Here is a 23,073-nt window from a genome sequence, read left to right on the forward strand (position 1 = left end):
CCGCTTTGAAAGTTCCTATGTTTGCGAAGACTATTAAGTCTTCACATGAGCGCTCGCTCCGCCACCAGAAACAACGTCCAGGCTTTTATTTGCTTGTCGTTTCTGTGAGACGCAACGATAGTAAGCACAAGGCACGAACTTCACCGTCTGCGAGGTCTACTCCCAATAGAGTTTCGATACGTTGGATCCGGTAAGCGAGGGTATTTCGGTGAATGAAGAGCTCCTCACCGGTGAGTCGAGCATTGCCGCTGTGACGGAGGTACGCGGTGAGGGTGTCTCGCAAGACGTTTCCCATGTCGGTGTCCAAAGGTGCCAAGAGTTTGGCCGCCATCGAGACTAAACCAGCGCTGGGTAACCCATCAATGATGCCGGTTAGATCAAGCGCCGGAGAGCGGTGGACGCCGGGAATCGTGTTATGCCGGCGGGCCAGGCGAAGCGTCAGCGGAAGTTCTGGCAAATCGGTAGGTGGGGTGATACAGAGTGCGAAAGCCGCGTCGGTTGGTAGTAAAGGTCTGCAAATTTCTGCAGCATCGACGCCTTCGCTTGGCTGCTGTAGCAGGATGCTCAGTAGCCCCGGCTCTTCTGCGAACCTCACGCTACCGTGAGTTCTTTCGAGCGCCACACGTAACCGCCAGCCGACGGCACGTAATAACGTGGTGCCGGATTCTTCGGTACCCGAGGGTCCAGCCAAAACGACCGCTTCAAAGGGAATATCTGGTTCGAGGCCCGTTGCCCCTGCCAAGGAGCGAAGAGCGTTGTTTGGCTCCGAACCGGCATAGATGGCTTCAATGAATGCCGCGGCGGGTGCCGAATGCAGAGGTGATTGCGCCCCGAGCGTGTAGCTCAATTGCATGGCCAGCACCGCGGCCACCGGGCCGAGTAATGGTTGAAGCAAGGTATCGCTGGGTAGGCCTTGGACCAGGAGCTGGAAACGGTGCCCGGGACCGCTGGGAAGCCGCAATACCGAACGGGTAGCCGTGCCTTGAATGGTGCCCGCGGAGATAAGTTCGTAGCCCTGCTCATCAAGAATCGCCACGCGGGTCTTCACCGCAGCGGCCACTCCTTCAAGGACTTTTCCCAACGAAGCTCCAGCCGCGGCCCAGCGTGTGCACTCATCGGCAAGTTCCCACCCCGAGCGCTGCTCGTCGTAGCGCTCAGTGGAAAGAATTTGCCATACGTGACGCATAAAGAGCGCGAACGGTACTTCTGCGGGAAGTTCAATGAGTGGAATTCCGTGACTATTGCAGGCATCAACGAGCCCTTGGGGCAGTGAAAGGTGGGCCGGCCCCAGCCCGAAAGCCAGTGCCGAGACCGGTACTGCAGCGAGCCTTTCAACGTAGGCGTCCCAAGTCCTTGGATCACTGAAATTCAGGCCCATTCCCGTGGTCAATACCAAGGCGTTAACACCAAGATAGGGCGTGGGATCCATATGCTCGGTGGGAGCACACCAGGTAACAGAGCGCATGAGTTTCTCGGCGGGAGTATTCGTACGCAAATGCAGACGCATTTGTTTATCGGTCAGAAGATCAGCAACTCGCATGCCCGGCCCTTTGTGCTTTTTGCATAGTTAGTACTTTCATATTCAGCATATTGCACAGTGTGCCGTGTCACTAATTCTCCGTATGGTTGCAGGTATGCCTCAACAAGTGATCCAGCGCACCGTGACCCAGCCAATCCTCATCAATTCAGATATGGGCGAAGGTATTGGGCTACACGCCTTTGGTAATGATGCAGAGCTGATGTCAATCATCGATGTAGCAAATATTGCCTGTGGATTCCATGCCGGGGACCCCGATGAAATGAATCGCACCGTCGAACTCGCAGCCGCCAATGGGGTCGCCGTGGGGGCACACCCCGGTTTGCCAGACCTGGTAGGTTTTGGACGACGCCGCATGATGCTCACTCCCGAAGAAGTAGAAACCATCATCCTCTACCAAACCGGCGCACTGACAGCCTTCCTCACTAAGCATGGACTGAAGCTCAACCACATCAAGCCCCATGGCGCACTGTACGGAATGCTCGCAGGCGATGAGGAACTCATGCAGGCAGCCGGATCGGTTGCCAAACTGTTCGACGTTCCTTTCTTCGGGCTTGCCGGTACCGCACACGAAAGTGTCTGCCGAGAGCTAGGCGTCGAATTTGTTCCAGAACTCTATGTGGACCTGAACTATTCGAATCAAGGCGCGCTCATCATTCAGCGCCGGCCAGAGATTACCAACCCGGAAGCCGCAGCCAACCGAGTATCAGCGGCGCTCGCCGGCGGCCCGGTGCTAGCCGTGGATGGCACCGAATTAAGCATTGATTTCTCAAGCATCTGCGTCCACTCGGACGCCCCGAATTCACCGCAAGTCGCCGCCGCGGTACGAGCTGCCATCAACAAGGCAATAACGCTCGAGAATTAGCCCCACGCACAACACCAGACTTAGCTAACCGGTGAGCGCGGCAGCCCCCTGCCACTCATCAAATAATTTATTGCAATGACCCGAAAGGCAGTTCTCATGGCTGACATCATTTCCCCACTTCCAGGCATCTTCTACCGCAGCCCCGGCCCCGGCAAAGCACCATTCGTCAACGTTGGCGATGTCGTCACCGTGGGACAAGCAGTAGGGATCGTAGAGATCATGAAGCAGTTCACCGAAGTCCAGTCCGATGTAGCAGGAACCATCGCCTCCTTCGGCGTCGAAGACAACGCCATGGTGAATCCCGGCGACGTCCTGATCACCGTAACCGAAGGCTAAGGACGGCAGCCATGAAGAAACTCCTCATCGCGAACCGCGGCGAAATTGCGGTTCGCATCATCAACAGTGCCCGCTCATTGGGCATCGCCACCGTCGCAATCGCCAGCGAACCGGATGCCGAATCACTTGCCGCAAAGCTCGCCGATGAGCTAGTCATCGTGGGCCCGGCGCAAGCAGCAGCAAGCTACCTGAACCAGGAAGCGGTCATTAAAGCTGCTCTAGACACCGGAGCCGACGCGATCCACCCCGGATATGGGTTCCTTTCCGAGAACGCAGAGTTTGCTCGCGCGGTAGTAGCCGCCGGATTGATCTGGGTGGGTCCAGATGCCAACGCCATTGAACTGATGGGCAATAAGTCTCAAGCCCGTGAATCGGCCAAGAACGCAGGAGTTCCGGTACTTCCAGGAACCGAAGGCCCGCTGGCCGAGGGTGATGACGCGATCGCCTTGGCCCAAGAGATTGGTTACCCACTCGTCGTTAAGGCTTCTGCCGGCGGCGGTGGGCGCGGGATCCGCTTCGTCGAATCCGAATCTGAGCTTTTGGCAACCATTGAGATGGCTCAGGGTGAAGCCGGGGCAATCTTTGGCGATTCGGCAGTTTATATGGAACGTTTTGTGCAGGATGCCCGCCACGTTGAGGTACAGATCCTCGGTGACGGAACCACATTCCTGCATCTGGGCGATCGGGACTGCTCCATGCAGCGACGTTCCCAGAAGGTCATCGAAGAAGCTCCTGCCCCATCACTGCCGGACGCCGTACGTGAAAAAATCCGTAGCTCTTCGGTGGAATTGGCTCGTGCGTGTGGCTATAGCGGTGCTGGAACCATCGAATTCCTCTATGATCCGGTACGTGAAGAGGCCGCATTCATTGAGATGAACACCCGGCTACAGGTTGAACACCCGATTACCGAAGCCATCACCGGAGTCGATCTGGTACGCGAGCAGCTGCTGATTGCCTCCACCGGCAAGACAACGCTGACCCAAGAAGATATTTCCTTTAGTGGGCATGCAATTGAAGCGCGAATTAGTGCCGAAGACCCCTTCAATAACTTCTTCCCAAGCCCGGGGACCATCACCAAGATGGACTGGGCCACCGGACCAGGCATTCGGGTTGACTCGGGATTTGCTGCCGGATCGGTGGTTGCTCCGTACTACGATTCCATGCTTGCCAAGCTGATTGTTCATGCGCCGACGCGCGATGAGGCAATTGAAGCGATGAACGCGGCCCTAGACGCCACCGTCATTGAGGGGATTAAGACAACTATCCCCATGCACCGAGCGTTGCTTGCTCGCCCGGAATTTGCTCAGGTAACCCATCATTCACGTTTCATTGAATCCACCCCCGACATTCTGGAGACAGCATGAGCACCGTAGCCATTGGGCTGGGCCCGGCACGTTACACCTGGGGCGGGGACGAAACCCTGTTCATCGAAGTTGCCGAAGCGATGTCACTCGAAGCAAACTTCAAGGTGATGGCCTTGGCCAAGGCCACGACTGCTACCGGTATCCAGGGCATCATTGATATTTGCCCCGCCAACGCTTCGCTCTTGATCCGTTTTAACCCGGATGTACTTGAGGCTTCAGTACTTGAAGCTACGGTTCGTGGACTCGAAGAAGGCTTGGGGGATATCTCCGAACACCGTCTGAGCACCCGAATCGTTGAAGTACCCGTGTGGTACCAAGATCTATTTACGTCCGAAGTCGAGGCGCGTTTTCGTGAAGGATTCCATCAGGAACCAAGCGGTACGGATTTGGATTATGCAGCCAAGGTCAACGGTCTGGCCGACGCTGCCGAATTCATCAAGCGGCACCATGAACAGCCGTGGATTGCCTCGATGGTTGGATTCGTCGCTGGGTTACCTTTCCTTTTCCAGCTTGTGGATATGGACAAACAACTCCAGGTCCCCAAATACCTGAGCCCACGTACCGATACGCCAAAGCTCACTGTCGGACACGGTGGTGCGTTTGGCTGCATCTATTCGGTGCGCGGCGCGGGTGGGTATCAAATGTTTGGGGTGGCTGCCGCCCCGATCTTTGACCCTTCTCAAGGGTTGGCTGATTTTGAGGACTTCATGATCTTCTTCAAACCAGGAGACCTGGTGAAGTTCAAACCGGTCAGCGAGGCGGAATACGAAGCCATCCAACAGGAAGTTGCGGCAGGTACCTTCCGTTATCGTCAAGCATCGGTTGAGTTCTCGCTGGCCGATGCGCTGGCCGATCCGGAATCAAATAATAAGAAGATTATGGAGACTCTCGATGGCGTTTGAAATTAAGAACCCGGGCCTATCCACAACCGTCCAGGACGAGGGGCGTACCGGATACTACGATGTTGGAATCCCGCAGGGCGGCTCCATGGACCAGTATTCTGCGGCCCTAGCCAATGCCTTGGTGGGTAATGATGCTTCGATGGCGGTTCTTGAATGCACCTATATGGGACCGATCTTCATTACCGATGTGCCGGCGGCGATCGCTGTGTCCGGCGCTCCGGTCATCGTGAAAGTTAATGGCACAGAAGTGCCCCAATGGGAACGAATCAGCCTAGAAGCCGGGGACGAAGTCTCTTTTGGCATTATTGCCGGTGGTACGCGATTCTATATTGCCGTGGCTGGTGGAATTGATGTCCCCGAAGTTCTGGGCAGCCGCTCCACCTATGTTCTCGGTGCCTTGGGCGGCTTCGAAGGCCGTAAGCTCGCTGCCGGAGATGTGGTTCCGGTGGGAGTTTCTTCCGGAAACCTACCGGCAGGCCATCGCATGGCAGAAGAATTCCGCCCCGTGTTTGCAAAGGAGCAGCGGGTCCGGGTCATCATGGGTCTCTACGATCACCGATTAACCGATGCCGGGCGTGCTTCTTTCTTGAACGAAGAATGGAAGCTGACGCCGGTAGCCGACCGTATGGGGTTACGTTACGACGGACCCGGCGTTGAATGGAAGGAACGTGTGCAGCCCTTTGGTGCTGGCTCCGATCCCTCAAATATCGTTGACGCCGGATACGCCGTTGGCTCCATTCAAATCCCTGGTGGTACCCAGCCGATCATTCTGCACCGCGATGCGGTATCGGGCGGCGGTTATGCCATGGTTGCCACGGTGATCTCGGCGGATATGGATCTAGTGGCTCGGGCAGCACCAGGTACCGTGACGCACTTTGACGAAGTCACCATGGATGCTGCACTTGTCGCTAGACGCGCGTTGAAAGCACGAAGGAACGCTGCAGTTGCTTCCCTTTCAAGCTAGCCCAAAGAACAGTTCAGCAGCTAAGAGATCATGAAGCACCCCCAACCTTCAAGCGCCCCCAGAGATCTCCCGCGGAAGACGACATGAAGAATTTGTTCGGCCTGCTGAACGATTAGTTTGTGGCGTGACCCGATTGAGAAATTTCGTTCAGGTGCGTTCCAACTCGGACCACTAGTTGGTTATGAGAAGTTTCTGATCGGCTGACAATGTAGCTTGAAAATTAGGCAGGCACGGCTTCTGATGGACACGTTTTCTACCAGGTAAACGAATTGATCAAGTCAGCCGTGTCTGTCTGTCTGTCTGTCTGTCTTTTTCTTCTCATCGCGCCCATTTGGCCAGAGCAAACTTCTCAATCATTTGCCGAGGTTTGATCGAAAGTTCTGCTGTTGTGTTCGCTTCCCACCTTTATGTACGCAACATGAATTTTAGGTTACGTAAGTGATTGAGGGGTTGAAACGAAAACCTGACTTGTGATTTTCTGTTCACCAACGGTAGGTGCGCATCCCTACGAGATGCACCCTCCGGGTAATTCACTGACCTCTTCAGGAGACCACGAATGCACACAACGCGTGAAGCCCCACTGACAATTCCCCTCGCCGTCGCGATTGCCGTGGCGATAGCTATTCTTGGTGCATTCGTAGGCAGCGGCGCCCTGGGTGGAACCGCAGTCAACGAGGCTGCAGATGGATGGCTAGGCGCGGACGCGACATTGCTCGCTCCTGCCGGGTCTGCCTTTAGTATCTGGAGTGTCATCTACTTAGGCCTTGCGGTGTATGCGGTGTGGCAGCTATTGCCCGCAGCCCGTCGCTCGAATCTGCAAGCTCGTGTACGGGTGCTTTGCGCGGCGAGCGCCGTGCTCAATGCCCTGTGGATCGGATCGATCCAGCTTGGCTGGCTGGGGATCAGCGTGGTGGTGATGCTGCTGCTTTTGCTCACACTCATCCTTATTTTTCGAGTGCTCGCGCAGAGCAAGGTGCAGCACACCTTCGAACGATGGATCATGTGGCTGACCTTTGGACCCTACTTGGGGTGGGTCAGCGTGGCAACGCTTGCAAATATTGCTGCCTGGCTTTCTTCTCTGGGAATTTCAGCGACTTACTGGTGGTCCCAACCGGCGGCCGTGGTGCTGCTGATGGTTGCTACGTTGATCGGTGCCGCCAGTGTGCTCTCTTCGAGCGGAAAGATTTCCATGGCGATGGCCATGGTCTGGGGAATCGCTTGGATCGGGGTGGGGCGCAGCGAAGGCGAATCGGCATCGGGACTTGTATCGGTCAGCGCCTATATCCTCGCCGCACTGTTGCTGTTCTTTGCCCTAGCAAGTGCGTGGCGCCTGCGCGTTCGTGCGGCACCCAGCGTTAGCTGATTCACGGTTGCCCCCCCAGTGCACTGCGCGGGGCACAACGGAGTACAGCGAAAGGTCTTACCTAGCAGGTGCTTATGTCGCCGTTTGATAGGACAAGCCGGCGGGTGTCATCAGTCGGCGCGGCGCATGGCCGCCAGCAGCAGCCGGGCACGCCCGGCAATATCCGTATCTCGTACGGCCAGCACCGAGACCAGATACTCGAGCCGCTCGATCTGCAACAGGTAGTCGCCTCCGAGCCGTTGGTTCAACGGGCGGGAAGCAAGCTCCTCGGCCATGCGCCAGGCCAAGGCGAGCGCACTTTCGAAAAGCCGTTGGTCGGCTTCGGCCGCCTGCGGCAGCGCGCCTTGCTGCGCCACGAGCACCGCATTGAGTCGCGAATCATCAAGCCCGATCGCCAGTGCTTCGAGTTCCGTGCGCGCCGTGCGCAATCTGGCTGCGCCCTTGCCAAAGCGGCCCAGCCGCATCGACATGCTGCCGCCGTAGCGCAGTACCTGATAGCCGATAAACAAGAGCAGCACGAAGGCCGGGAATAGGAACCAGAACAAGGCATCCAGTGGGAAATCGGGTTCCCTGTAGTTGTTTTCCTGCAGCCCTATCGATAGCCCCTTCAGGGCATAGACCACTGCTTGCTCGGGGCTGTGCTCGAGCTGGATCAGGTTGGTGTTCCAATCGAACCGCTTTAGCCAGGTGGTTTCGCCGGAATACACCTCTCCGGTCATCCGCACCGGGACGATGGTGTACCCGTTGTTGAAGAACCACACGGGAACCAGCGCGTGTCCGGGCGGTAATTCTCCGGTGAGTGGATCAACCAGTTCGGGGTGCTGGGCCTTGATGTCCCACATGGCCTCCAGCAATACGTGAGGCTCAAAGCGGATGCTCGCGTACGGGTCGTTGGGGTTCTGATCCTTGGTAAGCACCCGGGGGTCGCGACTGAGCCCCAGATCCTCCTCGGCATCCCGGGGCACCACCGTGACCTGTAGATCCTCGGTGAAATTGTCCTGAAAGTCGCGGCGGATTATTTCCTCATCGAACCTGCTGCCATCGGGGACAAAGTGCAGCCCCTGCAACTGTTTGTCTCCGGTCAGTGCGGTTCCGGAACCGTCTTCGAGGATAACGATGACGATGGCGCTCAGGAAGGCCGCAACCAGCACCATGGCCGTTCCACCGAGCACCTTCGCTCCCCGGCGGATACCCGTGCGCAGTGCCGGATTCACCGGGGAGCCGTGGTGCTTGGGAGCCGGGGCATCATCGAATTCCGGTAGTCTTCCGAACGCTTCGCGAGCCGTTGCATTGGCGACATCAAGTGCAGTGCGGGCCTGCCACGAGCCCTGCGGGTTCAGCCCAAGGGTGGCCCGTAAAACACTCAGGTCCTCGGCGGGACGTGGGTTCACGGCAGGCCTACGCGGCAGCATGCGGCGCAGCTTCCGCGAGATAGCATGTGCCTGTCGCTTGAGCACGTTCTCGGCGCGATCCCAGCTGCGCACCGCATGCGCGGAACTTCCGTTTTCGCCGGTGCTTGCGGCAAGCAGGGTGTCCAGGGCGGATTCCAGATCGGCGATGATCCCCGGATCGATGACGCTCCCGGGCGCCGCGCGCAGGCGCACCAATAGTTCCCGGGTGGCAAAGGATAGTGGCGCTGCCAAACGTTGGAAAGTGGACTCTGCGCCGAAGCGGCCGATGACCGCACCGGCACCCATCACCGCGTCGGCCGAGGCCGCCAGTCGCGTGAGGCTTGCTTCAAACCGTTCGAGCCGCTTGGCCGTTGCTTGCGTCATCCCGCTGGAGCGCTCGTAGAGGGCTGCGGCGACCGACTGCTCGGTGCGCGCCAGTTCCAGCGATGTCGTGCGCACCTTCTCCCAAGCGGTGGTGAAACCGGTCGGCCGTTGTTCCTCCTCGATGGCCAGGTAGGTGACTTCGAGGGCTTCGAGTTCCAGGACGATGCCGGCCAGCTGACGTTGGGCTGTGGTGAGCCGGCGGAAGCGTGCCTCCCAGCGGGAGCGGCGGCCCAGCGCCTTCGATAGGGTGAACGCGGTGAGCAGCAGGCCCAGGGCCGTGCCCATGATCCACGGTAGGGGTGATCGAGGTGGTCCGTCATCAAGCTGCAGGGCCGCTTCCCGTGCGGCGGCAATCACGGCAAGCGGTCCGTGGCCGAGGCCCACGTTGACTTGGTAAGCGTCGTGAATGTCTTGGCCCGCAGCCACGTCTTGGGCCCGATCCTTGAAGTAGGGGCGGATTGCCGCCTTGCCGCTGGCCTGGTCCCGGCGGATTGCCTCGGAGGTGTCATCCTCCGTGGCACGCTGCGCCAGCTGGGTGCTCAGCAGAATATCGGTATCGGGGGCGAGGTTCCCTTGCTGTTCGGCAAGACTTAGCGTCCTGTCGGTGACCCGCAACGTGAGCGGTTTCCAAGACGCGACCGGCTCCTTGAGCGCGGCTTGTGCGGTTTGTTGCGAAATGTTCCACGGCTGCTGGCCCTCGACAATGATCCGGATCTCTGCCGATGGATGCGCGGTGACGGCCACCAGACCGGTGATCCCGAACATCAGGGTGGCGGTGCCCAGCAGGATCGGAAGCCAGGGCAAGCCGAAGTTCGGCTTGCTGCGGACACGTTTCAGCTGTGTGGAATGACTACTCATCGACTCGTTCGGCAGTTCTCGGGTGGCATACGGTGGAACAAGCACCAATTCTAACGACTCTGGAATAAGCGCCAGACGGTACCCTCGCCCCCATGGGTGCCCGGCTGGCACCGGCGTTAGGGTTAGCCCATGAATAAGGAAAAGCAGCTGCGGGCAGTTCTGGCCGACGGTACCGGCGCACGGCGGGCCCGTCCTGTTGCTGCATGCCTAGGGAGACTCGCGCGGATCCTCCAGCGGAGACTATATTGCCCAGCAAGTGGCGGTAACCGCACCGGATCGCGTGGCGGGGCTGGTGCTGGTCGGTTCACCGCTTAGCCTCCAGCGGCGGCCGGACTTCGCCGATGAGGTCGATCGCCTCGTGGATCCGGTGGATCCTCACTGGGTTCGCCGCTCGCTGTCCTGGTTTCCCTGTTTCGACCCCGGTGCCCTGCATGGCACCTCGAGGAGCGGATCCGCGACGGCGCAAAGATACCGGCGCACGGTGTGGATCGCGACGCGTGCTCTACCCGAACACCGGCCACCTGGTCCTCTGGGAACAAGCGGGGCGCATCGCCACGGATCTTGCGGCATTCCTGGCAACTCTGGAGTAGGTCCCGCCTAGCCGCGCAGCTCCAAAGCAACGCAAAACGCCCGATCGAAAAAAATCTCGGCCGGGCGTTTGAGGAGCAACTTTAGTTCTGTTCGAACAAGGGGTTTTCGTTCGTGGCATCGAGTGAGTCCAGAGACGTCTCGTTCTTCGTCGCTACCGACGTTGCCTGACCGCCGAGCAGACCCGAAAGTACCTCGCCAAGATCCACACCTGAACCGGCCTTGAGCATTGCCAGGCCCTCGGTGACAATCTTGTTTGCCTGCTTGACGGCATCGGAGGCACCATCGGAGCTGATCACCGTGTAGCTATCGATGCCAGAGACGGCATCCGAGCTGGCCTTGACGATTTCCGGCAGGGCACTGATGGCCAGGAACGCGAGGCTGGCGTCGGTGTGGCCGGTCAGTGCCAGAGCCTTAGCATCTTCTGCCTTGGCCGTTGCTTCACCAATGGCGGCAATGGAAGCGCCCTCGGCTTCACCGCGCAGACGAATCGCATCGGCCTCGGCCTTGGCATTGTATTCAACCGCGGTTGCCTCGGCCTTGGCCTGCAGTTCCACGGCCGTGGCCTGGCCTTGGGCACGGAAGACCTCGGCGTTCTTCGAGGCTTCCGCCTCCACGTTCTGGGCCGCGGCGCGAGCCTCGGCATCGGCGATGGATGCACGCTTGGCACCATCGGCCTCGATGGCCTTGGACTCGGAGCGTGCCGTTGCATTAAAGACGTCGGCATCGCGCTTGGCCTGGGCCTCGGTACGCAGCTTATAGGCCTGGGCATCGGCGGGCTTGTGCACCTCGATGTCCAAGCGTTCCTGCTCTACCAAGGCCTTTTCTGCCAGCGCCTTGCGCTCGAGTTCTGCAACTAGGACGTCCTGCTCGGCCTTGGCCAGCTCATGGGCGGAGCTAGCGATGGCAGCTGCACGGTCTTCCTCGGCCTTAAACTCTGACTTCTTGATCGCGAGGTCGCGAGCCAGGGCCGCGGTGGCACCTTCCTGCTCAATGCGCGCGGCTTCCGATTCCTGGAAGGCCTTGGAGGTGGCAACGCGGGCCTCGCGCTTGGCGCGTTCCAGGCCCGGCTTGCCAACTTCCTCGAGGTAGTCGATGACGGTTGGCTTATTGTCCGGGCCCACCACGGTGCGCGACGGGGTACTCACCGAGGAAATATTAAAGGCATCGATCTGGATACCCTGTTCGGCGAACTGGGTGACAGCCGATTCCAGAGACTGGTCCTGGAATTCCTTGCGGTTGTTGTTCGCATCCTCGACCGACATGGCCGAGACAATGCCGCGCAGCACGCCTTCTGCGGATTTGGTGACCGAGGCGTTGAGATCTTCCTTCGAGTGGGTGAGGAAGCGCTGGACGGCCTTGCTCATGCCCTCCACGGAGTCGTCGAACTTGAAGTTCAGGCTGGCGGTGACCGAGGTGGTGATGAAGTTCTTATCCACGCCTTCGACGGCAAGCTCCACCTGGCGCTGCTCGAGGGACATGATGTACTTCTGGTGAATGACGGGCAGGAACAGCACGATGCCCTTGGTGAATATTTGTACCTGGCCTTTGGCACCCTTACCAGCGCGGATGACCGCCTGGTTGGGTGCGACCGTGACAAGACGCGTTGTTGCGTACCAGATGAGGGCTACGAGGACGACGATGATCGCTACGACGGCTATTACCGTTCCGCTTGGGGCAAAATCCATGGGGGCTAAACTCCGTTCAGTTCAGAGGTTGAGACAACCCTGATGCGCTCGCCCTCAACAGCCACCACGGCAACGGGTGTGCCTTGCTTGATGGGGCTGTGTGAAAAGACGAGGCGTTGGTTGATTTCATCGGGGTGGTTCAGCTGAACCTTCCCAATGGTGTTGTTGATATCTGTGGTGGCGATGCCAAGTAAGCCGATGATCTCGTGCGGCTGCGCATCGGTAATTTTGGCCATCTTCCGGGCCAGAAACGTTGCGCCGGCGATGCCGAGGATCCCCAGCATCGATGCGACGAGGTAGGCAAGGGTGAGCGAGCCGTTATTGAGCAGCACAATCGCACCCGCGGCGCCAAAGAGCGTCGCAGCCACACCAACGGCCGTGGTGGAGATGATCCCCTCCAAAAAATCGAGGAGCTCTCCAACCACCATGGACAAAATCAAGAGCAGGAGGCCAACGCCTCCGATCACTGCGAATGCGAGCATGCTGGCTTCTTTCATTCAAAGGGAATAACTCCCAGCCTACGTGCCAGCTCCCCGCTGACGGTGTCAGACCTGCCGTGGTGTGCTGAGTATGTCGGGCAGATTTGTAAAGGCGTCCCGGGAGATCTGGCATAGCGCAAGGCTTCCCCGCGCGTGAAAAGGCCGGCAAAAACACCACAACGTGCGTGGTGCCCAAGCTCACCGCCCATACCCTAGACATAGTGGAGACACGACTCCAAAACGGTCCTACCAGCGCTGAGGGCTATACAAAATATCGGTGATAAGTGCTCTTGCGCTCGCACAGGTTGTAGCGGCCATCTCCTTAAACAGACTGGCGACCGCTCTGATTTAGAAGCACCACGGTCGCTAGTCCTCTAGGATCCGATTGTTTGGATTGCCTAGAGAACTTAAGTTATCAGTCAAACTCGAGAAAAGTAATATTTACAACAGCTTGCTTGTTTAATTCTCCAAAGTTCATTACTAACTTCTCGGAATTTCAATGTAACCCAGCAACCGCCGGGAGCACTTTTCTACGACAGCCTGCTTTGGCTCAATCCCGCACATACGCGAGTAGCTTCCTACTCGTGCGAGTCTACCCGCGAATACGCTCACTTAGGTGGTCGACGGACTAGGTAAGCCCTCATGCTTATCGCCCACGCCGGTACTTGCTCATATTGCTCCAGCCGGGTCTTATTCCGGTTGAACCACTTGCTTTGTCTGACTCTAATGCTGGTGTCGTGGTAGCTACAATGCTGATGGATTCCGGTTTTGGTTCTCGAGGACGTGCCATGAGTGAGATGCCATCAAAGTCTTTGACCTGCCAATGATGCCGATGCACTCGAAATTTCATTCTTTGCTCGTTGCGGGCAGTGAAGATCAATATTGCACGGCCATCTTTACAGAGGAGTTTTACCTCGGCCCAGATTTCGTCTCTGATTCGAGCGGAAACGACACCGACAAATACCCCTGCGCTGATTTCCAAGAACCATCGGGTCAAGAATCCGCGCAGTCCCACGGGACAAGACGAAAGCACCAAGACTGTCACGAGGCATCGCCGCTGGTTGCGTAGTTGTTGCCGCTGGGTAGCAGACCAGCGGCGTAATCCCAGATGTTTACTACGTCGTTGCCGAGCTCGGTGTCCTCGGGGACTTCATCCGGTAACAGCAGCTGCTGGATGTCCTGAGCACACCTGCCCATCAGCCCACTGGAAAATACTGCATCACGAACCGCGTGTCTTACACCAGCAGTTACGTCTGCGGGCTCGGACGCGGTGACTTGGAAAGCGATGGGGATGGTTAGCTGCGCCTTATACAAATCTGCAATGTCGTAGACAAATGATTTGTCATGTCCGGTGTGGACAAAACCAAGCCCGGGCGAACAACCTAGAGAGACAATGACTGTATGAATAATTCCATAGAGGCAGACGTGCGCCGCAGACAGAGCTTTATTAATCTCGTCGCTGGAGTCAAAATCATCGACTCGGTAGTCACGACGCGTCCATGGAACTTTCCACTTTTCAGATTGTTCGCGGTAGATGCGCCGGATACGGGCCCCTTCGCGTCCGCGTAGTTGTTGCATGGTCGCTTGAGAGATATCTTCGCCCGGAAAGCGAAGCTCATACATTTCTCGGGCGACGCCCAGACGGAGTTGCTGGTTGGACACGAGGCGGGCTTGCGACTCTAGCAGCCGTGATGATCGAGCCAGCGAACGTCCATGAGCGTAGTAACGCACACCGTTTTCTCCAACCCAGACGGCCGTGGCCCCAGAATCGGCAAGCAGCGACATCGCCTGGTGAGTCACACGGGTTCCGGGTCCAAAGAGCAATGTTCCAATCGCAGCAGCAGGAACATGGACTACTGACTCCTTATCCGTAACCGTTAACGCATTCTGGTCCCGATGGACGGTGCAGCGTTCCAGATAGAGGAAGGAGATTCGGTCTTTGACACGGGTTAGCGCTGGTAGCTGGATCGGGCGTTTGGAAGGAGTAGGAGCCGCCATGCTAGATGGAAACTGGAGTTAGCGACATGAGCCCTAGACCGTAAGCCTTGCCACGGCCAATTCCAGAGACTAATGCCGTACGAAACGCTTCAATGTCATCGACTCGGAGTGTTCCATCGAACTGGGTGCTGTGCAAAGTGACCATTGAGTTATTTCGTTTGAAACGGCGGTTTCCCGATGGGCCGATACGAACCATCGGGCCATGCTCGGCGGACTCAAGAATGGAAAAGCCATGGGTGCTGCTTTGGCGCTGTAACCACTGAACTTTTTGTTCGTCGTGGATAATCGGTACTCTTTTACCGCGGGTTAGCTCCGGTCTTTTGGCATTGGCGGAGCCAATATCCACGGCTGCCTTCATGGTGTTTGCGGTGAGCCTGAAACCATAAGTCCCACCCTGCTTCACCTGCTTCAGAATACGTGAATAGTCCTGAGTTTCGGGCATCAGATGTCTAAGCCCAGCTTCCTTGTGGAAAACCTCGGTGGAGGGTTCTTCGGTGCTCACAACGTAGAGCCAAGTACTTGTAGCAAAGGAATCGACTCGCCACAGTACGCGCTGTTCACCGGATTGTCCGTGGGGTGCTGGTGAGAACATTTTCATGATGGCACCGTGCAATCGATGCGGGTTGGTGAGGTACGGCATTGCATTGCGTGAGATCGGATCGATGGCAATGCGAGTTCTGAAGGTCATGATGATTAGTCCAATCCGTCCCAAGTATGGTGGTCGTCAATGCCCGTGTTTGTGTGAACCTTCGGTACATGAAGCTCGTTGTGGAGCACTACCGGTTTCAACGCTGAGTAGGTCCGTGGCAGGTAGTGTCGATGTTTTGAGCTGTAGGAGATGGGTAGATCGCGGATGGTGATGCCCCGTGGATCATCTGGCGTCGTATCTGCATGCAAAGGAAGCGAAAGCATTTCCTGATTTCGTAGCCTGCGGTTCATGACCGAGGAAATTTGTGCGGGTAAGCCGCGCAGTACTTCAACCGAGTTTCCCTCGAGCAATCCGGTGCCGTCTGTCCCGTCGTGGATGCCGCGCATAGCAACCGGCCTCGCGGGGGGACAGGATCGTCTACCTAAGAAGAGCGGATACACGGGACGTACAAGGGCATCTGCGATCTCCTGGACCAGGGCATCGTTTCCGGAAAGTGCGGCAGTGAAGCGCGCATCTGCCAAATAGTAACGCCGGCTTAGTGGCATCGCCTGAGATTTATCCATCGACAGCGAAACCTGGAAGTCTTCCACGAGCACGCCCGGCTGTTCGGTGCGCACCGCGAAAGTCAATGCACTCAAATCAGTGAAGTCGGCATCGCGGTCTCGGCCCAAGGCACTGGCCACAAGACCCAAAACTCCGCTCTTGGTCGGTTCCGAACCGGTGGAGCGCACTGTGAACCTGCTGTCGTTACCCCATGACTGAAGCGGTCCCGCTAGAGCCAGGAGTACGCTTACCGTCACTCTGCACGCCCCAGATGATCCAAAACCGCCTGATTCGCGATCTTGGTCAGTTCTGGCAGGGAAGCAGAATTTCCAAGTTCTTTCAGCGACTCGGTGGCCTTGCTGGCAGCTGACACATGCCGAGTGGTGATCAAACCATAGGCCTCATCGAATGACTTGACATGATTCGCCAACTCAACTGCAGACTTTTCTAAACGCGATCCGCCAAAATCGGCGGTAACAGCCTGTTCGAAGGCCCCGACCCAGCTCAGCGGCTGTTCGTTGCTGAAACTCAGCACGATGGCATCGGGCAACGTGCCATTGGCAAAAGTATTCTTCTTGCCGGTGGGCATAGCGCGGACGAAGCTGTCAATGAACTGGGCGGTGGCCTCGGCCGCAACTGTTGCGTCTCCCAAGGTCTTGTTCAACGCGCCAACATTGATGGTGGCATAGCGATACAACGTGGAGGATGTGAACTCGACGGTGCCGATCATATCGGCACCGGCTTCGTCCTCTCCGCGTTTGTCATCCATGGCGGTGAAGTAATCGAATTCAGGTACGGCCTCGTGCACACTGATGGCGTGGGCTACCTGTGTGGAGGCATCGACGGAGAGTTCCTTGGCATCGGCGAGCATCCGGCCGAAGAGCGCAACATCGATGGCCTGATTGGCATTCAGTGCAGCAACTGCATCCTTCTTAACGGGCTTGCCTTCGGTATCGATGGCCAGCTGGGCAAGGTTCTCGGCCTGGGCGGCACCCATGAAAATCAAGTAGGCGCTTTCGGGAAGGGCTTCGGGTTCTACCGGTTCTCCGGCTTGGGGTTTAGTCTTTGCACGACCCTTGGGCACCGCAACCTTGATCTTTGCCGCTTCCAGTGACGTTTGTGCCCATGCTAGAGCATTTCCCTCATGTTCCGGGGCGAGCGCCGTGATTTCGTCGGCGACCAGCTTCACAACATCCTTGGTGCGAACACCAAGTTTATCGGCATCGAATTTGGTACCAAAGTCGGTGCGAATGGCGCGCTTCCATGCTTGGCTGGAGACCCGTTGGCGCACCGTGCCGCCATAGATTGCGGTCTTGGGAGAGCCGGACTCATCCCGGTTGATGTTGTTGGGAGGCAGGGTCTGCAGGACATGGATATCGACAAAGAGGTTGCTCATGGTGGTGTGGTTCTCCTTCAACGGACGATGGATGAAAACTTGAAAAGTGGAGTGGGGTTAACTGGCGGCTTGCTATTCGCCGAGGGGCATAGACGGGGTGGGTTTGGAATAGGCAAAGTCGCGTCCCCATTGCAGGAGGACTGGTTTGTGCTGTCCCGGGATCAACAAGCGGCGAAGATCATCGGCCAGTCGTACGTAGTCGATCGAAGCATCGGCGTCGCGCAGGATGCGGACCAGTGCCCCCAGATGGTGTTGGACTTCCAACGGTGAGGAAGCACTTGCCAGTGCATCGAAACGGCGTTTGACGGCATCGGCAGACATGCCGTGATCGCTGAGGCCGCGTATGACCCTGCCAAAACGAACGCCCGGCTCATGCATACCCTTGGATTTCATGCCCTGCTGGTGGACCGCAAAGAGAGAGAGCGAAATATGCGAAGCCCATTCCGAGGGGCTTGCATGTTGGCCACGGCCTTGATCGGACGTGGGCAAATCCTCGAGAGTTACGCTCCACAGCTCTGGCTCGGTTCCCGGGGCCTTATTGGTGGCCTTGCGAAGGTGGGCCATGGTGCGCACGGCAGTTGCCTCGTTAGCTAGGTATCCCCGTTGAAGCTGGTTGACTTTCGCGGCAATGAACGTGGTGAACTGATCAGACATTGGCCTTCTCCTTGGCTGGGGGCGGGGAATTTGGTGGAACATCGGAGTCTGATGGGAAGCGCTTTCGCAGCGAAGCATTGAATCTGGCTCGGGCAGTGTGTGCGGTGTTCCAATGTCCGTCTTTGTCCTGCGATCCCAAGAGGCTGCGCTCGCTGGCCCGGGACATGAGCCGGTCGGCATGCTTAGTCAGCAAGGTGCGTGCGCGTTGGTTCCACCCGGCACGAATATCGTTGGTGCTGTTGTCCGGGGCTACCTTGGAAAGCCAGCTGCGGAACTCGTGGTCGAAATCGAAGTAGGCGGCCGCTAGGACGCCTGCGGGATCAGCAGGTCGGTCGTTGCCGCCGGCAATCAGGAGGTTCTTGGCTAAATCGCCCAGATCTCGGATCGCATAGCCGGTGCGGCTGGCCGCGGCGAGTGCTTCCTGACGGTGTGCTACAGCCTTCTCGGTGAGAAGGGAAGCCATGAATGTCAGCTTGTCGTCGTACTGGGCTTCGAACGAGGAATCTTGGGGCCCGTATCTAAACCCGACAAGGACCGTGGAAAACGAATAGTCATCGTCGATAGTTCCCTTGTGTATCAGTCTGCCAAGCTGGCGTAGAACCCTGGGAGTTTCATGACGCCGGCCTTCAACTTGCTCGGAGTTTTCACTACCGAGAATAGCGCCTAAGCCCCGCCAAGCGGCGCGTGAAGGATCATGCTCGCGGGGCATAAAGACGGGAACTCCGAGTTTTTTTGCTTGGGGAACGCTATCCCGCCACAGGCTGAGCGGCTCAAATATGTGGGAATTTTGTGGAAGCAAGCGATCACCGTTGGTTACCAGCGCAGCTGTGATGTGTGTAGCGTCGTGGCGCAGTCTGACTCGACGCGAAGGCCAGGTGAAAATATCTGAATCGCCCACCGGATCAGGGGGAGTTGTTGAGCCTTTTTTCGGCACTGAACCATCTCCACGCGTGGATGAAGCATCAGGAACTTCACGTTCCCAGATAGCGGTGTCTTGGTCTTCACCGGTGCCTAATTCGGCGAAACGCAGATTGAGCATGAGCGTTTCAAACAAGTTCGCGCCTTCGACGTAGAGCCCTCCCAGTCGACCGGCCCACCCCGTGCCGATGGGATAACCTTTGCCTCCCTTGACCCGGTCATCACCTAGCGCGCCGGGTTTGATCCCGGAGTAATCATAGGCCTGCAAATGAACTAGCCATCGTGCTGCCTCGGCGAAGGACAACGTTGCAGCACCCGAGCCGGCACGGGTGGTGAAATGTTGGTGCCCCGCCGGGATATCGGGAATCAACCGTCCAGGCGAGTCATACTCGTTCTTAGGAGTTTCCAGAGTAGGGGTTTGCATAAACGGTGCCCGGGCACCGAGTAAATCGAACCGATTATGGATCTCATTGCGGTCCAGATACGCCTCAACTGTTTCAGCAGGGAAGCTCTCCTGCTCCCACAGCGACGTCCATTCGTCTAGGGGTTCCTCGACTGCTCCCACTGCTTGCCGGGCCACGGCAAGCAGTACCCGCAGGATTGCAAAGTCCAGTGTTGGTACCTCGTTGCTCATCCGGCGTAGCAAATGTGCTTGAGCGAATAAGTCCCGAAGTCCGAGCTCAGCAAGGCTTCCGTCGAGTCGCTGTACTGGAATCCAGGCCTCATCTACGAGGTTGAATGATATGTTCTCGGCTGGTTTAATCATGGGCCATTGCCTTTCTGGGGTGGTGTCACGATGAGTCCGAGCTGTCTGTCATAACGAATGTGGTGGTCCGCAAGAGTTGTCTCACACTTTTGATTGAGAAAGAGTACAAGTTGGCCTTTGAGCAGTTGATTTTCTTGCCAGGCCTCTAATCCTTGGGATTCGAGTTCGGTCAGGGTCTTGTCTAAGGTTGTAAAATCCTTTGAGAAGCTCATCGGTAGGCGAACGCTGTTGCGGAGAATCTGCCGAGCCAATTCAAAATCTTCGATTCGGGCAACACCGGTGAGCGAGAGCTGCAGATGTTCTTGCCAGGGGAGCCCGGAGATTGTGTCCTGCTCCCGAGTCATTAGGAGGACTTCGAATGAATCCTCAATGTCGCGGACGCGAGTTACCGCTTCGGCTTCCTCACGCGCCGGACCGGACAAATTCCTGGTCTTGGCATCGACGGCAGTACCCGATTCGGTTGCTCGGTCGATAAACAGATCCAGTGAGGGCTTAGGCGCGGGGATAAGTCCGGTCTTCGCCTTGGCTTCTTTCTTTGCCAGTTGGGCTGCAGCGACGCGGGCATATTCGTCGTGATCCTTGCGCCAGATGGGAGGATAGACCAAATCTGCAGCGTAGGCCTCTTGCACAAGGTCCGCGGCTTGGTGAGGATGCCGCAGAGGGGTATCCCACGCAGAGTGTTGTTCAAAAACCGCCAGCGTGTTCAACAAAGGGAATTCCCCGTAGATAACCGAGACGGACCGCAGAATCGTCGAATGCGAACGCTCCCAGTCATCGACCCCGCGCAGCCATAACTCGGGCTGCCTGAAACCAGGACAACGATTGCCGCGTATGTGGCGTTGCAAACGTCCGGCGCGTTGCAGCAATAAATCCATCGGGGCAAGATCACTCACCAACAGATCGAAGTCGATGTCCAAGGATTGTTCGAGTACGGAGGTTCCGACGACCACCTGAAGTAGAGGGCGGACCGCTCCTGAATGTTCAGGTCCAAGCGTTTCAACCAGCAATCTTTCAATTTCGAGGCGGTCAGCTGTGATAAACCGCGAATGCGCTAGAACCGTATTATTAGGAAGTTTAGAACGGATAAATTGGAAGGCCGCTTGAGCTCTAGCCACAGTATTACAAATGATCCCGATGACGCCCCCGGACGCGATACGTGGCTCAAGTAAATCCCACAAAGCTTCCAGCTCATCGGGAACCTGGATTGGTTGTACAGGAACCGGGGTAGTCACCAATACGCTATGGGACATCGTTAGTCCTGCAGACGAAACTTGGGTGACACACGGGTACCCCAAACGCTCGGGAATTAGCTCAGCCATCATTGAATTAATTGCGTCCGAACGTTTGCCTCGAAATTGGTCGGGGGCTGCGCGCGAATAATAGGCCTTAGCGAGGCTGCGGCGTTGCTGGGCCGGAAGTGTGGCAGACATGAGGATCACTGGAACCCCATAGACGGACAGCCATTCTAAGATGCGGTGTAAAAACGTGAGCATATACGCGTCGGCGGCGTGCACTTCGTCGATTACCACGACCTTGGAAGCCAATCCGAGATGCCGAAGTGTGTAGTGCTTGGTATTAAGTGCAGCCATGAGAACCTGGTCGATCGTGACAACCGAGATATTTGGCTGGAGCACGCGCTTTCGGTCCGAAAAAAAGTGGTGGACCAAGAACGTTGGAGAATCGGATGAAGTATCTTCGTCATGAATAATGCACGAGTGCAAGAGTTGCCTAGGCAGGGCTTCGAGCTGCGGGCTGAAACGTGCTTTTCCATGTCCCAGCGTAACGGTGGGCGTTCCACTGCCATCGGGGGTAGCTGCTTTTAGCCAATCCAGAATACGAGGAAGCATGGCATCGGTGGTGGCCATGGTGGGCAGAGCAAACGCGACTCCGTTTAAGCCCAAGTTTGAAGCCAACTGTTCTGCCGCGGCAAGTGCCATTTCCGTCTTGCCGCTGCCGGTTGGTGCTTCGAGAATGTATAGCTCAGGGCTTGTCGCAGAGGAGACCATCCGGAAAAAGGTCTCCTGCATGAGCGAAGGCTGGGCCCCGGGTGGCAGGTTAAAACGTGATGCGTAGTAGCCAGAAGTGGATCTGGAGCCCTTACCGAATGACCACGTTGCCGGCAACCCTAATGCATGTTGCGCCTCTCGGATGCGGGTGAGATGATCCGGGGTAGTGGCGCCGGAGCGCAGTGCAAAAATCGAGGAATTACTTGCAGCCCAGTCGGCGAGGATAACTAACCCGGTTAAAATCAACTGACACTTAGCAGGAACTCCAGTTGCTGCAAGCAGTTTAAGTGCTTGGGTGGCTTCCAGCTTTGCAGTCCAGCCGGTGAGCATCTCATCTTGGGCCGCTACCCATTTTGGGTTGCCTGGATTCTTTCTTAGCGTGTTGAGGATACCGGTTTCCGGAAAGCGACCATGATGGCCGCCGGACATGACCGCCACAGAGCTGGCCTTGGGCCCGGTATATCCGTAGTTTTGTTGGAGCCATCGGGAAATAATGGCCATGCCATGTATAGAGTGTGGCAAATTGTCTAGATCGCCGGGCCGGTCAATTGCCGGGTACCCGAGCTCTTCGGCATGAGCGTAGAGCGAGGGAACTTGTTGCTGGAATTTTGGTGAGGCCTTTCCCACGTCATGAGTGGCCGCCAAAAATTCCACGAATGCTGCCAGATCTTGAGGTGATAGCGCTAGATCCTGAGCCAACGCTATTTTGATATTGGGGCTTGCCTGTTCGAGGATCATCCGTGCCGCATCCGCCGCGTCCACGCCGTGGTCGTACAGCGGCAAATGGAGTAGTTCTTCAGGGATATCCGGACGGTTTGTCTTGGCCCATAGTTCAGGTCTAATCGTGCTTTTGACAGGCGACAACATTCCCCCTTAGAAATTCCATCACTTCAGACCATAGTCGTGATGCCGGACACTTTGCGGTAAGTGCTACATGGCGTTTCGGAATTTGTACTGTGACCGGCACCTAAAAGTCACCGCAATTTATGGGTGTATTTTACGTTTTGCAGAGTATATGGCGGTCGCCAAGAATCGCTAGGGGGCCTTTTCGTTGGAGAACTTGTGTTTTGTTCGCGCAGGGGCAGGCAACTTGTGGTTGGTGTTGTTCCTACACAGCTTTTGCTGGGCTCATCCCCGCAGACGCGGGGAGCACGGACCCCGCTCCATGACACGTAGGTTGCACCGGGGCTCATCCCCGCAGACGCGGGGAGCACTTTGGGCCAGCACATCACCACGGTGGGCAAGCGGGCTCATCCCCGCAGACGCGGGGAGCACCCGAGCTGGAGGGAAAGACCACAAAACGCATTGGGCTCATCCCCGCAGACGCGGGGAGCACCAGGCAGTCTCGGCAATGGCCGGTGCTGGTGGCTCATCCCCGCAGACGCGGGGAGCACTGGTGCTTTACAAACAAGCTGACCACTGTG

General features: G+C 57.3%; 19 protein-coding genes and 1 CRISPR repeat array (1 of these 20 running past the window's edge). Of the genes, 7 read left to right on the top strand and 12 right to left on the bottom strand.

Features of this window, described 5'->3' with window-relative positions:
* Positions 1-85: 85 nt before the first annotated feature.
* Positions 86-1,540, bottom strand: coding sequence for a PucR family transcriptional regulator (locus CQ018_RS05955; protein WP_105549063.1), 1,455 nt, complete (start codon positions 1,538-1,540; stop codon positions 86-88).
* Between the two features lie 94 nt (positions 1,541-1,634).
* Here CQ018_RS05955 and pxpA point away from each other — a divergent pair, with 94 nt between their 5' ends.
* The 6 genes from pxpA to CQ018_RS05985 all read left to right on the top strand — a co-directional run bounded on the left by pxpA (position 1,635) and on the right by CQ018_RS05985 (position 7,331).
* A complete protein-coding gene (gene pxpA / locus CQ018_RS05960) occupies positions 1,635-2,402 on the top strand; it encodes a 5-oxoprolinase subunit PxpA (protein WP_105549064.1) in 768 nt (255 codons plus the stop codon).
* Positions 2,403-2,498: 96 nt separating this feature from the next.
* Entirely contained in the window at positions 2,499-2,738 is a 240-nt protein-coding gene (locus CQ018_RS05965; RefSeq protein WP_105549065.1) for an acetyl-CoA carboxylase, read from the top strand.
* Between the two features lie 11 nt (positions 2,739-2,749).
* Complete coding sequence (locus tag CQ018_RS05970; RefSeq protein ID WP_105549066.1) at positions 2,750-4,102, top strand: acetyl/propionyl/methylcrotonyl-CoA carboxylase subunit alpha; 1,353 nt, start codon at positions 2,750-2,752, stop codon at positions 4,100-4,102.
* Entirely contained in the window at positions 4,099-5,004 is a 906-nt protein-coding gene (locus CQ018_RS05975; RefSeq protein ID WP_105549067.1) for an allophanate hydrolase subunit 1, read from the top strand. The genes CQ018_RS05970 and CQ018_RS05975 overlap by 4 nt, the downstream gene beginning before the upstream one ends.
* Positions 4,994-5,968, top strand: coding sequence for a biotin-dependent carboxyltransferase family protein (locus tag CQ018_RS05980; protein ID WP_105549068.1), 975 nt, complete (start codon positions 4,994-4,996; stop codon positions 5,966-5,968). Before CQ018_RS05975 ends, CQ018_RS05980 begins: the two co-directional genes overlap by 11 nt.
* 556 nt (positions 5,969-6,524) lie before the next feature.
* Complete coding sequence (locus CQ018_RS05985; RefSeq protein ID WP_105549069.1) at positions 6,525-7,331, top strand: TspO/MBR family protein; 807 nt, start codon at positions 6,525-6,527, stop codon at positions 7,329-7,331.
* A gap of 110 nt (positions 7,332-7,441) precedes the next feature.
* Here the strand turns inward: CQ018_RS05985 and CQ018_RS05990 are convergent, their stop codons facing one another.
* Positions 7,442-9,964, bottom strand: coding sequence for a hypothetical protein (locus CQ018_RS05990; RefSeq protein WP_146111828.1), 2,523 nt, complete (start codon positions 9,962-9,964; stop codon positions 7,442-7,444).
* A gap of 431 nt (positions 9,965-10,395) precedes the next feature.
* Here CQ018_RS05990 and CQ018_RS20020 point away from each other — a divergent pair, with 431 nt between their 5' ends.
* The gene (locus CQ018_RS20020) at positions 10,396-10,554 is read left to right on the top strand and encodes a hypothetical protein (protein ID WP_181149756.1); all 159 of its coding nucleotides are present in this window, start codon (positions 10,396-10,398) and stop codon (positions 10,552-10,554) included.
* 81 nt (positions 10,555-10,635) lie between these two features.
* Here the strand turns inward: CQ018_RS20020 and CQ018_RS05995 are convergent, their stop codons facing one another.
* The 10 genes from CQ018_RS05995 to cas3 form a co-directional block, all read right to left on the bottom strand.
* Entirely contained in the window at positions 10,636-12,240 is a 1,605-nt protein-coding gene (locus CQ018_RS05995) for an SPFH domain-containing protein (protein ID WP_105549071.1), read from the bottom strand.
* 5 nt (positions 12,241-12,245) lie between these two features.
* The gene (locus CQ018_RS06000; protein WP_181149757.1) at positions 12,246-12,722 is read right to left on the bottom strand and encodes an NfeD family protein; all 477 of its coding nucleotides are present in this window, start codon (positions 12,720-12,722) and stop codon (positions 12,246-12,248) included.
* A gap of 643 nt (positions 12,723-13,365) precedes the next feature.
* The gene (cas2e, locus tag CQ018_RS06005) at positions 13,366-13,764 is read right to left on the bottom strand and encodes a type I-E CRISPR-associated endoribonuclease Cas2e (RefSeq protein WP_105549073.1); all 399 of its coding nucleotides are present in this window, start codon (positions 13,762-13,764) and stop codon (positions 13,366-13,368) included.
* Complete coding sequence (cas1e, locus tag CQ018_RS06010; protein WP_105549074.1) at positions 13,761-14,717, bottom strand: type I-E CRISPR-associated endonuclease Cas1e; 957 nt, start codon at positions 14,715-14,717, stop codon at positions 13,761-13,763. The genes cas2e and cas1e overlap by 4 nt, the downstream gene beginning before the upstream one ends.
* Position 14,718: 1 nt before the next feature.
* Positions 14,719-15,405, bottom strand: a complete 687-nt coding sequence (cas6e, locus tag CQ018_RS06015) for a type I-E CRISPR-associated protein Cas6/Cse3/CasE (protein WP_105549075.1) — start codon at positions 15,403-15,405, stop codon at positions 14,719-14,721.
* 5 nt (positions 15,406-15,410) lie between these two features.
* Positions 15,411-16,166 carry a type I-E CRISPR-associated protein Cas5/CasD gene (gene cas5e, locus CQ018_RS06020; RefSeq protein WP_105549076.1) on the bottom strand — a complete coding sequence of 252 codons (756 nt, stop codon included), beginning with the start codon at positions 16,164-16,166 and terminating at the stop codon, positions 15,411-15,413.
* Positions 16,163-17,305: a type I-E CRISPR-associated protein Cas7/Cse4/CasC gene (gene cas7e / locus CQ018_RS06025; RefSeq protein WP_105549077.1), complete on the bottom strand. Its 1,143-nt coding sequence runs from the start codon at positions 17,303-17,305 to the stop codon at positions 16,163-16,165. Before cas7e ends, cas5e begins: the two co-directional genes overlap by 4 nt.
* Positions 17,306-17,377: 72 nt before the next feature.
* The gene (casB, locus tag CQ018_RS06030) at positions 17,378-17,959 is read right to left on the bottom strand and encodes a type I-E CRISPR-associated protein Cse2/CasB (protein WP_181149758.1); all 582 of its coding nucleotides are present in this window, start codon (positions 17,957-17,959) and stop codon (positions 17,378-17,380) included.
* Positions 17,952-19,643 (bottom strand): type I-E CRISPR-associated protein Cse1/CasA, encoded by a 1,692-nt coding sequence (gene casA / locus CQ018_RS06035; protein ID WP_105549079.1) that lies wholly within the window; start codon positions 19,641-19,643, stop codon positions 17,952-17,954. Before casA ends, casB begins: the two co-directional genes overlap by 8 nt.
* Positions 19,640-22,513, bottom strand: coding sequence for a CRISPR-associated helicase Cas3' (gene cas3 / locus CQ018_RS06040; protein WP_181149759.1), 2,874 nt, complete (start codon positions 22,511-22,513; stop codon positions 19,640-19,642). Before cas3 ends, casA begins: the two co-directional genes overlap by 4 nt.
* Before the next feature lie 260 nt (positions 22,514-22,773).
* Positions 22,774-23,073: a CRISPR direct-repeat array (repeat unit 29 nt; unit sequence GGGCTCATCCCCGCAGACGCGGGGAGCAC) (it continues 6,377 nt past the right edge of the window).

It is taken from the genome of Arthrobacter sp. MYb227 (assembly GCF_002975435.1).
GTDB lineage: Bacteria > Actinomycetota > Actinomycetes > Actinomycetales > Micrococcaceae > Paeniglutamicibacter.

What these genes read in the sequence shown, in the direction of transcription:
- CQ018_RS05955 (WP_105549063.1), bottom strand. Translation starts at nt 1,540, where the DNA reads ATGCGAGTTGCTGATCTTCTGACCGATAAACAAATGCGTCTGCATTTG.
- pxpA (WP_105549064.1), top strand. Translation starts at nt 1,635, where the DNA reads ATGCCTCAACAAGTGATCCAGCGCACCGTGACCCAGCCAATCCTCATC.
- CQ018_RS05965 (WP_105549065.1), top strand. Translation starts at nt 2,499, where the DNA reads ATGGCTGACATCATTTCCCCACTTCCAGGCATCTTCTACCGCAGCCCC.
- CQ018_RS05970 (WP_105549066.1), top strand. Translation starts at nt 2,750, where the DNA reads ATGAAGAAACTCCTCATCGCGAACCGCGGCGAAATTGCGGTTCGCATC.
- CQ018_RS05975 (WP_105549067.1), top strand. Translation starts at nt 4,099, where the DNA reads ATGAGCACCGTAGCCATTGGGCTGGGCCCGGCACGTTACACCTGGGGC.
- CQ018_RS05980 (WP_105549068.1), top strand. Translation starts at nt 4,994, where the DNA reads ATGGCGTTTGAAATTAAGAACCCGGGCCTATCCACAACCGTCCAGGAC.
- CQ018_RS05985 (WP_105549069.1), top strand. Translation starts at nt 6,525, where the DNA reads ATGCACACAACGCGTGAAGCCCCACTGACAATTCCCCTCGCCGTCGCG.
- CQ018_RS05990 (WP_146111828.1), bottom strand. Translation starts at nt 9,964, where the DNA reads ATGAGTAGTCATTCCACACAGCTGAAACGTGTCCGCAGCAAGCCGAAC.
- CQ018_RS20020 (WP_181149756.1), top strand. Translation starts at nt 10,396, where the DNA reads ATGGCACCTCGAGGAGCGGATCCGCGACGGCGCAAAGATACCGGCGCA.
- CQ018_RS05995 (WP_105549071.1), bottom strand. Translation starts at nt 12,240, where the DNA reads ATGGATTTTGCCCCAAGCGGAACGGTAATAGCCGTCGTAGCGATCATC.
- CQ018_RS06000 (WP_181149757.1), bottom strand. Translation starts at nt 12,722, where the DNA reads ATGCTCGCATTCGCAGTGATCGGAGGCGTTGGCCTCCTGCTCTTGATT.
- cas1e (WP_105549074.1), bottom strand. Translation starts at nt 14,717, where the DNA reads ATGGCGGCTCCTACTCCTTCCAAACGCCCGATCCAGCTACCAGCGCTA.
- cas6e (WP_105549075.1), bottom strand. Translation starts at nt 15,405, where the DNA reads ATGACCTTCAGAACTCGCATTGCCATCGATCCGATCTCACGCAATGCA.
- cas7e (WP_105549077.1), bottom strand. Translation starts at nt 17,305, where the DNA reads ATGAGCAACCTCTTTGTCGATATCCATGTCCTGCAGACCCTGCCTCCC.
- casB (WP_181149758.1), bottom strand. Translation starts at nt 17,959, where the DNA reads ATGTCTGATCAGTTCACCACGTTCATTGCCGCGAAAGTCAACCAGCTT.
- casA (WP_105549079.1), bottom strand. Translation starts at nt 19,643, where the DNA reads ATGATTAAACCAGCCGAGAACATATCATTCAACCTCGTAGATGAGGCC.